Origin of the sequence: Streptacidiphilus pinicola, assembly GCF_003258295.1 — a bacterium.
GTDB classification, from domain to species: domain Bacteria; phylum Actinomycetota; class Actinomycetes; order Streptomycetales; family Streptomycetaceae; genus Streptacidiphilus; species Streptacidiphilus pinicola.
Window position 1 is genome coordinate 79,685 of record NZ_QKYN01000036.1, and the last position, 12,859, is coordinate 92,543.

The 12,859-nt window shown below is 73.1% G+C and carries 13 protein-coding genes; 8 read left to right on the forward strand and 5 right to left on the reverse strand.

Annotation, left to right across the window (positions count from 1 at the left end):
• The 4 genes from DN069_RS09335 (at position 1) to DN069_RS09350 (ending at position 3,122) form a co-directional block, all read left to right on the forward strand.
• Positions 1 to 636 (forward strand): VOC family protein, encoded by a 636-nt coding sequence (locus tag DN069_RS09335; protein ID WP_111500404.1) that lies wholly within the window; start codon positions 1 to 3, stop codon positions 634 to 636.
• A gap of 147 nt (positions 637 to 783) precedes the next feature.
• Entirely contained in the window at positions 784 to 1,863 is a 1,080-nt protein-coding gene (locus DN069_RS09340; protein ID WP_111500405.1) for a phosphatidylinositol-specific phospholipase C domain-containing protein, read from the forward strand.
• Between the two features lie 75 nt (positions 1,864 to 1,938).
• The gene (locus DN069_RS09345; RefSeq protein WP_111500406.1) at positions 1,939 to 2,499 is read left to right on the forward strand and encodes a dihydrofolate reductase family protein; all 561 of its coding nucleotides are present in this window, start codon (positions 1,939 to 1,941) and stop codon (positions 2,497 to 2,499) included.
• 149 nt (positions 2,500 to 2,648) lie between these two features.
• Entirely contained in the window at positions 2,649 to 3,122 is a 474-nt protein-coding gene (locus tag DN069_RS09350) for a carboxymuconolactone decarboxylase family protein (RefSeq protein WP_111500407.1), read from the forward strand.
• 82 nt (positions 3,123 to 3,204) lie between these two features.
• Here DN069_RS09350 and DN069_RS09355 read toward each other — a convergent pair whose 3' ends face one another.
• The 3 genes from DN069_RS09355 to DN069_RS09365 are packed head-to-tail and all read right to left on the reverse strand — an operon-like array spanning position 3,205 to position 6,291.
• Positions 3,205 to 4,200, reverse strand: coding sequence for an ABC transporter substrate-binding protein (locus DN069_RS09355; protein WP_111500408.1), 996 nt, complete (start codon positions 4,198 to 4,200; stop codon positions 3,205 to 3,207).
• Between the two features lie 46 nt (positions 4,201 to 4,246).
• Positions 4,247 to 5,320 (reverse strand): ABC transporter permease, encoded by a 1,074-nt coding sequence (locus tag DN069_RS09360; protein WP_111500409.1) that lies wholly within the window; start codon positions 5,318 to 5,320, stop codon positions 4,247 to 4,249.
• Positions 5,317 to 6,291, reverse strand: coding sequence for an ATP-binding cassette domain-containing protein (locus DN069_RS09365; RefSeq protein WP_243639034.1), 975 nt, complete (start codon positions 6,289 to 6,291; stop codon positions 5,317 to 5,319). The genes DN069_RS09360 and DN069_RS09365 overlap by 4 nt, the downstream gene beginning before the upstream one ends.
• A gap of 189 nt (positions 6,292 to 6,480) precedes the next feature.
• Between DN069_RS09365 and DN069_RS09370 the strand changes: the two genes are divergently transcribed.
• Complete coding sequence (locus DN069_RS09370; RefSeq protein WP_111500410.1) at positions 6,481 to 7,509, forward strand: LacI family DNA-binding transcriptional regulator; 1,029 nt, start codon at positions 6,481 to 6,483, stop codon at positions 7,507 to 7,509.
• 88 nt (positions 7,510 to 7,597) lie between these two features.
• Here DN069_RS09370 and DN069_RS09375 read toward each other — a convergent pair whose 3' ends face one another.
• A complete protein-coding gene (locus DN069_RS09375; RefSeq protein ID WP_111500411.1) occupies positions 7,598 to 8,116 on the reverse strand; it encodes a hypothetical protein in 519 nt (172 codons plus the stop codon).
• A 203-nt stretch (positions 8,117 to 8,319) separates the two neighbouring features.
• Between DN069_RS09375 and DN069_RS09380 the strand changes: the two genes are divergently transcribed.
• Positions 8,320 to 8,583: a DUF2630 family protein gene (locus DN069_RS09380; protein ID WP_111500412.1), complete on the forward strand. Its 264-nt coding sequence runs from the start codon at positions 8,320 to 8,322 to the stop codon at positions 8,581 to 8,583.
• Between the two features lie 53 nt (positions 8,584 to 8,636).
• Positions 8,637 to 9,344, forward strand: a complete 708-nt coding sequence (locus DN069_RS09385) for an SDR family NAD(P)-dependent oxidoreductase (RefSeq protein ID WP_111500413.1) — start codon at positions 8,637 to 8,639, stop codon at positions 9,342 to 9,344.
• 36 nt (positions 9,345 to 9,380) lie between these two features.
• Here DN069_RS09385 and DN069_RS09390 read toward each other — a convergent pair whose 3' ends face one another.
• Positions 9,381 to 12,308, reverse strand: coding sequence for an aminotransferase (locus tag DN069_RS09390; RefSeq protein ID WP_111500414.1), 2,928 nt, complete (start codon positions 12,306 to 12,308; stop codon positions 9,381 to 9,383).
• Between the two features lie 110 nt (positions 12,309 to 12,418).
• Between DN069_RS09390 and DN069_RS09395 the strand changes: the two genes are divergently transcribed.
• The coding region (locus tag DN069_RS09395; RefSeq protein WP_133259862.1) for a Gfo/Idh/MocA family protein at positions 12,419 to 12,859 on the forward strand (441 nt) is incomplete at its 3' end.

Consider the following 12,859-nt stretch of genomic DNA (forward strand, 5'->3'; position numbering starts at 1 on the left):
GTGCGACTTGATCACGTTTCCTACGCGGTGGCCCGCGACAGCTTCGTCTCGACCGTCCAGCGGATCGGCTCGGCCCTCGGCGCCGGGTTCGTCGACGGTGGCGTGCACCCACGCTTCGGCACCCGCAACTTCATCCTGCCGCTGAGCGGCGGCACCTACGTCGAGGTCGTCACCACGCTCGACCACCCCGCCGCCGACCGGGCGCCCTTCGGCCAGGCGGTCGCCCGCCGCGCCGCCGAGGGCGGCGGCTGGCTCGGCTGGGTGGTCTCGGTCGACGACATCGCGCCGGTCGAGGCCCGCCTCGGCCGCACCTCGGCCGAGGGCCACCGGGTCCGTCCCGACGGGTTCGACCTGCGGTGGAAGCAGATCGGCCTGCTGGAACTGCTGGAGGACCCGCAACTGCCCTACTTCCTCCAGTGGTTGGTCCCCGCCGAGGAGCGCCCGAGCGCCGACCCGCGCACTCCCAGCACCATCCGCGGGGTCTCCATCGCCGGCGACGCCGCGTCCATCGCCGAGTTCCTGGGCGAACCGGCCGACCACCCGCTCGACCAGATCGACGTCACCTGGGTCGACGACGAGGAACCGGGCCTGGTCGCGGTCGAGTTCGCCACGGCTCACGGACCGGTCACGATCTGAGCCCGCACCTGACGGGCGAACGTGATTCTTTGACGAAGCGTCACCCCCGCGCCACCCGCCGGGGTTAGCATCGCGGCCGCGTGCATGCCAAGTGCTGCACGCGGCCGACGCGTTCCGTCGGCCCCCTGCCGCCGTCCCGGAGGACCGATGGCCGTCCCGCGTCGCCCCGTCCCGCGTCGCCTCATCTCGTGCGTGCTGACCGCCGCCGCCTGCCTGTTCCCGCTCGCGCTGTCCAGCGTCCCCGCCACCGCGCAAGCTGCCACCGCACCAGACAGCGGGAGCCTCTCGCTCGCCCAGGGCACCTCGGTCGGGCTGCACAACACCTACGACGACACGACCGCCTTCCCCTACCTCGCCCAGGCGCTGGACAGCGGCGCCTCGCTGATCGAGCTCGACACCTGGGTCGACCCGGTCACCCTGGAGTGGAAGGTCAGCCACAGCAACCCGCTCGGCAACAAGAACAACTGCGTCGACGCGAGCAGCGCCGCCGACCTCTACACCGGCGGCGCCAACAAGGACCTGGGCAGCTGCCTGGACGACATACGCATCTGGCTGGCCGCGCACCCCGGACATCCGCCGATCATGATCAAGCTGGAGATGAAGGCCGGGTTCGACGCCACCGTCGGCCTCGGCCCGACCCAGCTCGACTCGCTGGTCCAGGCCCACCTCGGCGCCGACGTCTACAAGCCCGCCGACCTGATGGCCGGCTACCCGAGCCTGGACGCCGCGGCCCGCGCCAACGCCTGGCCCACGCGCTCCGCGCTCGCGGGCAAGGTGATCCTGGAGGCCATCCCGGGCACCTTCGAGATGAACAACCCCTTCGACCACCTCTGGACCGACACCGAGTACGCCCAGCACCTCAACGCCCTGCAGGCCGCCGGCCGACTCGGCGACGCGCAGATCTTCCCCTCCGTCCTCGGCGCCGCCTCGGGCGACCCGCGCACCCGCTACTCCGACGCGACGCTGCGCCCGTGGTTCGTCGTCTTCGACGGCGACGCCCACGCCTTCGTGGACGGCGGCATCGACACCTCCTGGTACGACGCCAACCACTACCTGCTGGTGATGACGGACGCCCAGAACGTCACCCCGGCGCTGTCCGACACCGCCCCGTCCGCCGCGGACGCCTCCGCCCGCGTCGCCAAACTCGCCGCCGCCCACGCCTCCTTCGTCTCCTGCGACTGGACGGGCCTGCCGTCCGTCCTGGCGGAGCAGCTGCCGCGCGGCTGACATCCGGCCCTCGCGGCTCGCCGGGCTCGGCGAGCCGCGAGGGGTACGGCGGCGAGCAGGTCGTACGGTGGTCCGATGCGCAGCGTGAGCTACTCGATGAACGTCTCGCTGGACGGCTACATCGCTGGGCCGGACGGCGACTTCAACTGGACCGAGCCCGACGAGGAGCTCTTCCGCTTCGTCACCGACGAGATCCGCGGCGTCGGCGTCTACCTGATGGGGCGCCGGCTGTACGAGACGATGCTGTACTGGGAGACCGCCGACCTGGCCTCACTCGACGAGCCGAGGCGCGTGTGGGCCGCGCTCTGGAACCCGCTCCCCAAGGTGGTGTTCTCCCGCACGCTCTCGGCCGTGCAGGGTCATGCGCGTCTGGCCTCCGGCCGGCTGACGGAGGAGATCGAACGCCTGCGGTCCGAGCCGGGGCCCGGTGACATCGCGATCGGGGGCGCGACACTCGCGGCCGAGGCCGCCGCGCTGGGGCTGATCGACGAGTTGCGGACCAGAGTCGCCCCGGTGCTGCTCGGCGGCGGCACCCCGTTCTTCCCGCGAGCCGAACGCCGCGTGGATCTGGAGCTCGTCGGGACCCGCACCTTCCCCTCCGGAGTCGTGTACCTCCGCCATCGGGTGGCACGCTAGGCGCCCGATCAGGAAGGATCGCGGCATCACCAGCGGCCACCCCGTCGATCCCCGTCCGAAGATTTTCCGGGGAGCTGTCACACTCGCACGCTGCCGATTGTCATAGCTGTGGAACGTCAGAAAACGGCACACACGGCTAGGAGATCGTCATGGAACCGCGTCTGAACCTCTTCGGCAGCGGCATCGGCCCGTCCCTGCTCAAGTACATCAACTCCGCGGGCAAGGTCGTCTCGGACTCGGGAGTGCCGCACCCCACCCAGGAACTGGTGAAGATCCGCGCCAGCCAGATCAACGGCTGCGGCATGTGCACCGACATGCACACCAAGGACGCCACCGCCGCCGGAGAGACCCAGCAGCGCCTCAACCTGGTGGCCACCTGGCGCGAGGCCACGGTGTTCACCGATGCCGAGCGTGCGGCGCTGGAGCTGGCGGAGGAGGGGACGCGGATCGCGGACGCGGCCGGGGGCGTCAGCGACGAGGTGTGGCAGAACGCCGCGAAGCACTACGACGAGGAGCAGTTGGCCGCGCTCATCGGGCTGATCGCGATCATCAACGCGTACAACCGCATCAACGTGATCAACCGCACGCCGGCCGGCGACTACCAGCCGGGCATGTTCGGCTGACGCTGGGCCTCGCTGCCCACGGCGTGCCGCACTGTGCCCCCGGCCCCCCGAGCCGGGGGCGCAGTGCTGCCCCGGAGAACCCTCAGCAGGAGGCCTTGTAGACGTATTTGGCGACCTGGGGGTCGTTCAGGTTGTCCTTGGTGATCGGGATCATCGTGGTGCCGATCGAGGCCGTCACCGGCTTGCCCGCGAAGGCGGCGGCGAGCTGGTCGACCGCCTCGGTGCCGATCGCGGCCGGGTCCTGCGCCACTAGGACCTGCAGGGTGCCGTTCTTCAGCGCGGTGATCTCGTCCGGCTCGGCGTCGAACGCGGCGACCTTCACCGCGCCCTGCTTGCCCGCCTGGGCGAGGCCGGTCGCCACGCCCTGGCCGGTGTTGGTGTTGCCGGCGAAGACCCCGCCGAGATCGGGGTGCGCGGCCAGGGTGGACTGGATCTGGGAAGCCGCGGTCGCCGGCAGGTCGTTGTCGTAGAGCGTGGGCAGCACCTTGATGTTCGGGTACTTGGCCATCTCCTCGGTGAAGCCCTTGATCCGGGCGTCGGTGGTGGAGATGCCGGGCTTGACGCTGATCACGACGACGGAGCCCTTCTCGCTCATCTGCTTGGCGAGCGCGTCGGCGGCGACCTGGCCGCCCTTCTCGTTGTCGGAGGAGATCCGGGTGATCCCCACCGAGGAGTCGGTGACGGAGGTGTCCACCAGGGCGACCTTCGTCCCGGAGGACTGGATCTGCTTGAGCGACGGGGTGAGCGCGTCGGTGTCCACCGGCGAGATCATCAGGCCGTCCGGGTGGGCGGCGCCGACGGAGTCGATCAGCGGGCGCTGCACCGAGACGTCCCACTGGGCGGAGCCGTCGGCGCTGAAGCTGAAGCCCTTGGCCTTGGCCTCGGCCTGGGCGGCGCAGGTCATGGTGATGTAGAAGGGGTCGCTCTTCACTCCCGTGATCAGAGTGATCTTCTTGCCGGCCTGCGCGCCGCCGCCCCCGCCGGAGGTGCCGGAGGAACTGCAGGCGGCCGTGGCGAACAGGGCGAGGGTGGCCGTGACGGCCGCGAGAAGTGCGCGTTGGCGAGGGTGGGTCGACATGGTGGTGGTGTCCTCTCTTGCGCCTTGCGGCGAGATGAGCTCCGCTTCAGCTGCGCTCGCGGGTGCGGCGGCGCATCTGGTCGATGTAGACGGCCGCGACCAGGACCACGCCCACCGCCACGTCCTGCCAGTACTGCTGGACGCCGATGACGATCAGTCCGGTGCTCAGCACCGCCGGGATGAAGACGCCGATGACCGTGCCGAGCACCGAGCCGCGCCCGCCGAAGAGGCTGGTCCCGCCCAGGACCACGGCCGTGATCACCTTGAGGTTGTCGGTGGAGTGGCCGGCGATGGAGGTGGTGCCGTAGGAGGCGAGCCACATCACCGCGCCGAGCCCGGCGAGCAGGCCCATCAGCGCGTAGACCTTGACCAGGTGCCGGCCGACGCGGATGCCCGCGCGACGGCTGGCGGCCGGGTTGGAGCCGATGGCGAACGTGTGGGTGCCGAACCGGGTGGTGCCCAGCACCAGGCCGAAGACCAGCGTCACGGCGGCGGCCAGGATCACCAGCCACGGGATGCCGAGCAACTTGCCGTAGCCGAGGGTGTTCTGCAGGTTCGTGGCGGCGGCGTCGGCCGGGTCCTGGCCGCCGGTGGCGAGCTCGGCGATGCCGAGGGCGGCGCCGAGGCCGCCGAGGGTGACGATCAGCGGCGGCACCTTCTCCGTCGCGACGACCACCCCCTGCAGCGCGCCCCAGGCGGCCCCCACCACCAGCGCGATGACCACGCAGACGGCGACCGTCCCCCAGCCCGCGCCCGCGCCGCCGTGGTGGATGTTGTACTCCCCCGCCGCGACCGCGGCGAGCACCAGCACGGAGCCGATCGACAGGTCGATGCCCGCGGTGATGACGACATAGGTCATACCGACGCCGAGCACCAGGTAGATGGCCGCGTTGACGGCGATCTGGGTCAGGTCGTAGGTGGTGAAGAACTTGCCGGGCGCGGCGATGGTGAAGAAGGCCACGAGCGCGGCGAGGATCAGGAAGGTCCACAGCTCGCTGACGGAGGCGGCGCGGCGCAGCAGTGACGGCGACGCCGCGCCGTCGGCAGCGCCGGCCGGGGCGTCGGCGAGCACGCCGTTCTCAGCCGCGGGCTGCAGGCCCTCGGGCCTCGTGGTCGTCATCGGGCCTCCTCGTCCTCGGCCCGCTGGTGCTCGGGCTGTTGGGGCGTCGCCGGCCTGGCCGGAGTGGCGGCCTCAGTGGCCTCAGCGGCCTCGGCCCACGTGGTGCCTGCCGCCCCCACGGTCCGCGGTTCCGCGTCCGGCCGGCCCGGGCCGGGTGCGGAGTCCGTGGCCGGCGAGGCCGGGGCCGAAGCCACCTGGGCGCTCGGCGCGGGATCCGCCGCCCGGTCGAGCGAACCGGTCATGGCGCCCACCAGCTCCTCGATGGTCGTCTCGGCCCCCCGCAGCGAGGCGACCCTGCGCCCGAGGCGCAGCACCTCGACGCGGTCCGCCACCGACAGCACCTCGGGCATGTTGTGGCTGATCAGCACGACGCAGATGCCCCGGTCGGCGACCCGCCGCACGGTCTCCAGCACGCGCGCCCGCTGCACCACGCCGAGCGCGGCCGTGGGCTCGTCGAGGAAGATCACGCGGTTGGCGAAGGCCACCGCCCGGGCCACCGCGACCGACTGGCGCTGCCCGCCGGAGAGCGCCGCCACCGGCGCGCTCGGGTCCTTGAGCGTGACGCCGAGTTCGGCGAAGGCCCGCACGGCCTCGCGGCGCATGGCGGGCCGGTCCAGCACGCCGATCCGGCCGAGCAGGCCACCGCGCACCAGCTCACGGCCGAGATAGAGATTGGCGGGCGCGTCCAAGTCCTGGGCCAGGGACAGGTCCTGATAGACCGTCTCCAGGCCGTGCCGGCGGGCATCCTGAGGCCCGCCGAAGCGCACCGGCGCACCGTCGATCCGGATCTCGCCGCCGTCCGGGGCGAGCACCCCGGACAGCACGCCGACCAGGGTCGACTTGCCCGCGCCGTTGTCACCGATCAGGGCCACCACCTCGCCCGCGAAGGCCGTGAAATCGGCCCCCTGCAGCGCGTGGACATGCCCGAACCGCTTGACCACGCCGCGTGCTTCCAGCAACGGCTCCGCCACGGCACACCTCCCCGCGATGCGTCGGAGACAACGTTGTCGTCGATGGCTGGGATTGAACATGGTCGCTGACGGCACGTCAATGCTTCTGACAGGCCTGCAGGTCACTCCACCTCCCGGGCAACGTTGTCTATGCTGTGCCGCAGTCGGGGCTCCCCCGCAGGCATTCCCCGGAAGGGACGGTGGCCGCACATGTCAGCCGGCACGGATCATCCCGGCGTCCCCATCAGGCCCACCATGAAAGACGTGGCCGCGGCCGCGGGCGTGGGTCTGAAGACCGTCTCCCGGGTCGTCAACGGCGAGGCGGGTGTCAGCGAGGAGACGGCGAGACGCGTCCGCGCGGTCATCGACCAGCTGGGCTTCCGCCGCAACGACGGCGCCCGGCTGCTGCGTCAGGGCGCGCGCACCGGCAGCGTCGGGCTGCTGCTCGAGGACGTGGCCGATCCGTTCTACTCGCAGCTGAGCCGGGCGGTGGAGGAGGTGGTGCGCGCCCACGGCGCACTGCTGCTGACCGGCTCCTCCGCCGAGGACTCCGAGCGGGAGCGCGCGCTGGCGCTCGGCTTCTGCGCCCGGCGCGTCGACGGGCTGGTCGTCGTGCCCACCTCCGCCGACCACGGCTACCTCGCCCCCGAGGCGGCCGCCGGCACGGCGCTGGTCTGCGTGGACCGGCCCATGCCGGGGCTCGACGTCGACACCGTGCTGGCCGACAACCGCGCCGGGGCCGCCATCGGCACCGCCCACCTGCTGCGCCAGGGCCACCGCCGCATCGGCTACCTCGGCGACGCCCCGGACATCTTCACCGCGGCGGAGCGGCTGGCCGGCTACCGGCAGGCCATGGCGGACGCGGGCCACCCCGTCGACGAGTCCTGGATCGCCATGGGCCGACCGGACCCGCTGGAGGTCCGCTTCGTGCTCGCCCGGCTGCTCGGCGGTCCGGAGCCGGTGACGGCGCTGATGTGCGGCAACAACCGCACCACCGTCGCGGTGCTGCGCGAGCTGGCGGGGCGTCAGGAACGCCCGGCCCTGGTCGGCTTCGACGACTTCGAGCTCGCCGACCTGCTCGCCGTCCCGGTGACGGTGGTCGCCCAGGACCCGGCCCTGATGGGCCGCACGGCCGCCGAACTGCTCTTCCGCCGCCTGCACGGCGAACCCGCGCCCGCCCAGCACATCCTGGTGCGCACCCGCCTGATCCCCCGCGGCTCGGGCGAAATCCCGCCGTGAGGCGGGCCGAGGGGAGTTCGGCTCGCGGACCCGGGCGCGGGCGGACGCCCGGGTCCGTCACCGACCGGCTCGGCGGCCGGCGGCTCCGTCAGGGCTGCGCGACGTACCGGACCGGCAGGGTGGCGGACCTGGCGGTGGGACTGCCCGGCTCGGGGGTGAACACCACCGTGCCGGTGCCCGAGCACGGCAGTACGAGACCGGTCGGGATGGCGACCGGAACGGCGTAGTAGCCGAGCGTCACCGGCAGGGCCGTCGAGGTCGGGCCGAAGTTCGCGACGATGCCGTCGGCCGCGGAGCCGGTGTAGCCGACGTCGGCCGTGCCCGCGGCGGACGCGGGCAGTACCTCGACGCTCTGGCCGGGCAGCGGGTGCCCCAGCTCGCCCGGGGTGACGGGGCCGTAGCAGGCCATCTGGATCGCGGGGTCGGTGGCGCTGCCGTTGACCAGCCCGGAGAAGAACTGGTTCGGGCCGACCGGCGCCGGATCGGCGGCCTGGGCGGCCGGCGCGACAGCGCCGGCCAGGCCGGTGGCGAGGCCGAGGACGGCGGCGGCGAGCGTCGCGGAGCGGAGCGGGTGGCGCGTGGAGCGGGCGGATGAGCGCGGTGCCATGTTTCCTCCCGGGAGTGCGGACCCCTGCGGCGCCCGGGGTCCGGGCGCCCGACCGACATGGTGGGGCTCCTGGCAGGGACAGGGCAACGGTCGGGGCGCTGAACACTCCGGGACGCGCCGGAGACCGTCCCTTCCGGCCTGCGGACACACGCGGAGCGCGGGAGACTGGGCACGGTTGCCTCACGGAACGGACGGAGATCACCATGACCCAGCAGGACCGCAGTGGCGACGACTCGGTTCTCGCCCGGATCCACGAGCTCGTCGGCGAGGAGCGGGAGCTGCGCGACCAGCTGGCCGCCCAGAAGATCGACGCCGACACCGAACGCGGTCGGCTGACCGCGCTGGAGACCCAGTTGGACCAGTGCTGGGACCTGCTGCGCCAGCGCCGCGCCCGGCTCGACGCGGGCCAGGACCCGAACGACGCGCGGGTGCGCCCGGCCTCGGAGGTCGAGAACTACCTGTCCTAGCGGGGGGCGAAATTCCCGGGTCCCCTCGCGGGTTCCGGGGCACGATGGTGCGCATGACGACGACATTGATCACCGGGGCCAACAAGGGCCTCGGCTTCGAGACGGCCCGGCGCCTGGTGGCGGCGGGCCACAGCGTCTGGATCGGCAGCCGCGACGTGACGCGCGGCCGGGCGGCCGCCGAGGAGCTGGGCGCGCGTTTCGTCCAGCTCGACGTGACCGACGACGCCTCCGTCGAGGCGGCCGCGAAGGCCGTGGAGGCGGGCGGCAGGCTGGACGTGCTGGTCAACAACGCCGGTATCGAGCAGTACACCGCCGACCACCGCGTCGTCGGCGCGGCCGAACTCACCCCGGACGTGATGCGGAACGTGCTGGAGACGAACGTGATCGGCCTGGTCCGGGTGACCCACGCGTTCCTGCCGCTGCTGGAGCGCTCGGCCGCGCCGGTGCTGGTGAACGTCAGCAGCGGGCTGGCCTCCGTCGCCTCGGTGGCCGACCCGGAGCGGTCGCACTACCACTACCCCGGGGTCGCCTACCCCGCGTCGAAGGCGGCGGTGAACATGGTGACGGTCCAGTTCGCCAAGGCCTTCCCCGGCATGCGGATCAACGCCGTCGAGCCCGGCCACACCGCCACCGACCTCAACGCCCACGCAGGCCGGCAGACGGTGGAGCAGGGGGCCGAGATCATCGTCCGGATGGCCTCGATCGGCCCCGACGGCCCCACCGGCGGCTACTTCGACGCGCGCGGCCCGCTGTCCTGGTGACCGCGGCGGCGGCAGACGCCTCGGGCGCCGGACCGGTCAGTGCCCCAGCTCGCGCAGCGCGCGGTCCAGCGTCGCGGTGAAGAAGTCCGTGGCCTCGGCGTCGATGCACAGCGGCGGCTTGATCTTGAGCACGTTCAGGTGGTCGCCCGTCGGCTGGACGACGACGCCGAGGCCGAGCATCCGCTCGCACAGTTCCGCCGTCTCCTCCGTCGCGGGCTCCAGCGTGGTGCGGTCCCGGACCAGCTCCAGGCCGAGGTAGAGCCCGGAGCCGTGCACCGCCCCGACCAGCGGGTGGTGCTCGCCCAGCGCGGCCAGCCCCGCCTTGAGCCGGGCGCCGACGCGGACGGCGTTGCCCTGCAGGTCCTCGTCACGCAGCACGTCAAGGACGGTGCTGCCGACAACGCTGGAGACCGGGCTGCCGCCCGTCGAGGAGAAGAAGTAGCCCTGGTCGCGGTAACGGTCGGCGACCCCCTTGGAGGTGATCACGGCGCCGAGCGGGTGGCCGTTGCCCATGGCCTTGGCCACGCAGACGATGTCGGGGACGACGCCCTGCTGCTCGAAGCCCCAGAACCAGTGGCCCAGGCGGCCGTAGCCGACCTGCACCTCGTCCGCGACGGCCAGTCCGCCGTGTCGGCGCACGGCGGCGTAGAGCTGCTCCAGGTAGCCGTCGGGCAGCGCCACACCGCCGGCGTTGCCGTAGTAGGACTCGGCGACGAACGCGCCCGGTGCGCGGCCTGCGGCGGCGAGTTCGTCGACGGCGCGGACCGCCTCGGGGGCGTAGCGGTGGGCCTCGGCGCCGCGGTGGCGGCCCCGGTAGGAGTTGGGCGAGTCCACGGTGTGCACCCAGACCGGGCGGGTGGCAAGGGCGTTGGGGTTGTCCTGCAGCGAGGTGGAGACGGCGTCGGAGGCGTAGGTCCAGCCGTGGTAGGCCTCCCGCAGGGCGACCACGTCGGGCCGACCGGTCGCGCCGACCGCCAGCCGGATGCCCAGATCCACGGCTTCGGAGCCGGAGTTGACCAGGAAGACGGTGTCCAGCGGCGCGGGCAGCAGCGCCGCCAGGCGCTCGCTGAAGTCCACCACCGAGGCGTAGTGGAAGCGCGAGTTGGTGTTGAGCCGCCGCAACTGCCGGGTCACGGCCCGCTCGACGGCCGGGTGGGCGTGGCCGATCGCGCTGACGTTGTTGACGATGTCGAGGTAGGCGCGGCCCTGGTCGGAGACCAGGTGGTGCCGCCAGCCGCGTTCGATGCGCGGCGGTTGGTCGTAGTAGTGCCCCTGCACCGAGGCGAAGGAGGCGGCACGGCGTGCCAGCAGCGTCGCATCGGCCGGTTCCTCGTGCGCGGGCAGGCCGAAGAGCGGGGCGGGGTCGGCGGTCAGCGCGAGCCGGCCGGGCGCGTACTCGGGCCGGACGAAGTCCGGCGCCTCGGAGGTACCGCCCCGCTGCAACGTGACGCGGGCGCGTACCCCGGCGGGGAGGATGGCCAGCCGGTCGCCGGCGTCGACGGTAGCGTCCTCGCCCACCAGCACCTCGGCCCGGTCCGCCTGCAGACGGAGCGTCAGCTCCGCGCAGTCGAGCACGATCCGGCCGGGCTCGACGCGCACCACGCGGCCGTCCCAGGGCGCCCGCAGGACGGCATCGCGAGCGGGCCACAGGTCCGCTCCCGTCGGCACGGTGGCGGGTGAGGCGGCGGACAGCACCCGGGACCGGCTCAACCGGGCCTGGCCGTACGGCGCGAGGACGCCGGCGGCGCCGGCCGCGAGGTGCTGCCGGGCGATCCTGTCCTCGACCTCGGCGTCCAGCCACGCGCCCCGGTCCATCGCGTCGGCGTCGACGGACAGGTCCAGCACGGCGAGTTCGGCGGGCGCGAGGTCCGCGAGGAGCGGCGCGGCGGGGACGACCGCCTTCCGTGGGAGGGCCAGGCCGAGGCCGTCCAGGAGCAGGGCGGTCATCACCTCCGTCGGCACGCTGGTGGCCTGCTCGAAGATCCGCCACTCGCGCTCCAGCGCCGCGTGCACGTAGCCGTTGCTCTCGCCGTCGATCGCGGCCTGCTGGCGACCGCACACGACGAGCGTGGCGGCGCGCAGCACGACGAGCGGCCACAACGCCCGTGCCTCGACGGGCAGCAGCGGTCGTTCGGCATGGAAGGCGAGGACGGCGGGCAGCACGTCGTGCGGCTCGATCCCGTCGTGGTGCAGCAGCGAGGAGAGCGGGACGGCGAGCTCGCCGACGGCCCAGCTGGTCGACAGGTCGCCGAAGTCGATGACGCCGTCCGGCGTCGGGACGGGACCGCCCTCGGCGACCACGAGGTTGTCGTCGGTGAGATCCATGTGCACGGCCTGGCACGGCAGTTGCTCGCGCTGCTCGTCGAGGGCGCGCCAAGCCCCGGCGGCCGCCGTCGCCACGGCCGCGCGTTGGGCGGGGTCCTGGATGTGAGGCAGGAGCAGCGCCACGACGCGGTCCGCGTGCCGCGGGTCCCACTGCAGCACCCGGTCGAGGCCCGGGTGGCGGAACTCCCGCAGGGTGGCGCTGACCCGGCCCGCCGTCCTCCCGATGGCCGCGACGGTCCGCGGCGACAGGTGGCGTGAGCCGGTGAGCGTCCCGCCGGGCAGATGCCGCAGCATGCGGGCCGTGACCGGCCCCGAGACGGTGTCGACGACGGCGGCCCGCGGGCTCCCGTCCTCGGCCCGCAGCACGGTGCCGACCCGCAGCTCGGGGCAGGCGGCGGCGATCCGCTCCGCGGCCTCGTCCTGCGCCTCGATCTCGGCGGCGCCGAACGCCGGGTTGGCGATCTTCAGCACGCCGAGGACGGAGCCGTCCTCGGCGCGCAGCAGGAAGTTCGCGTCCTGCTGGCTGCCGAGCTCCTCGGCCTGGCCGGGGACACCCAGCAGCGCGGCGATCCGCGCCGCCTCCTCGGGACGGACCTGCGGAGCGGGGAGTGCCGCGTGGGCGAAGAAGTCGACGGTCATGGGAGCCAGCCTACAACTGATTCGCGCGCGAATAGCAAGTATGGCGATCGAATCAATCGTCCATGCGCGTGAAACGCGTGCCGTTCAGCGGGCGCCTAAGCTCTGGGCGCATGAGCGATCGCTTGGCAGTGGGATTGGTCGGGGCCGGGCCGTGGGCCGGCATGGCGCACGCGCCCGCGTTGGCGGCGGGAGCCGGGACGCGGCTGGCGGGCGTGTGGGCGCGACGCCCCGAGGCGGCCGAGGAACTGGGCGGGCGGTTCGGCGCCCCCGGGTTCGCGCGGCTGGAGGAACTGTTCGACGCGTGCGAGGCGGTGGCCTTCTGCGTGCCGCCGGACGTACAGGCCGAGCTCGCGCTCCGCGCGGTCCGGGCCGGAAAGGCGGTGCTGCTGGAGAAGCCGCTCGCGATGGATCTGGACGGCGCGCGCCGACTGGCCGACGCCGTCGCCGAGGCGGGCGTCGTCTCGCAGATGGTGCTGACCGCCCGCTACGCGGCCGCGACCCGGACGTTCCTGACGCGGGCTCAGCAGGTGCGGCCGCGTAGCGGGCGGTCA

Bases quoted from the DNA above. Each gene is read 5' to 3' on its own strand.
- DN069_RS09355 (WP_111500408.1), bottom strand. From the start codon at position 4,200: ATGTCGACCCACCCTCGCCAACGCGCACTTCTCGCGGCCGTCACGGCC.
- DN069_RS09370 (WP_111500410.1), top strand. From the start codon at position 6,481: ATGTCAGCCGGCACGGATCATCCCGGCGTCCCCATCAGGCCCACCATG.
- DN069_RS09390 (WP_111500414.1), bottom strand. From the start codon at position 12,308: ATGACCGTCGACTTCTTCGCCCACGCGGCACTCCCCGCTCCGCAGGTC.
- DN069_RS09380 (WP_111500412.1), top strand. From the start codon at position 8,320: ATGACCCAGCAGGACCGCAGTGGCGACGACTCGGTTCTCGCCCGGATC.
- DN069_RS09385 (WP_111500413.1), top strand. From the start codon at position 8,637: ATGACGACGACATTGATCACCGGGGCCAACAAGGGCCTCGGCTTCGAG.
- DN069_RS09375 (WP_111500411.1), bottom strand. From the start codon at position 8,116: ATGGCACCGCGCTCATCCGCCCGCTCCACGCGCCACCCGCTCCGCTCC.
- DN069_RS09360 (WP_111500409.1), bottom strand. From the start codon at position 5,320: ATGACGACCACGAGGCCCGAGGGCCTGCAGCCCGCGGCTGAGAACGGC.
- DN069_RS09340 (WP_111500405.1), top strand. From the start codon at position 784: ATGGCCGTCCCGCGTCGCCCCGTCCCGCGTCGCCTCATCTCGTGCGTG.
- DN069_RS09345 (WP_111500406.1), top strand. From the start codon at position 1,939: ATGCGCAGCGTGAGCTACTCGATGAACGTCTCGCTGGACGGCTACATC.
- DN069_RS09350 (WP_111500407.1), top strand. From the start codon at position 2,649: ATGGAACCGCGTCTGAACCTCTTCGGCAGCGGCATCGGCCCGTCCCTG.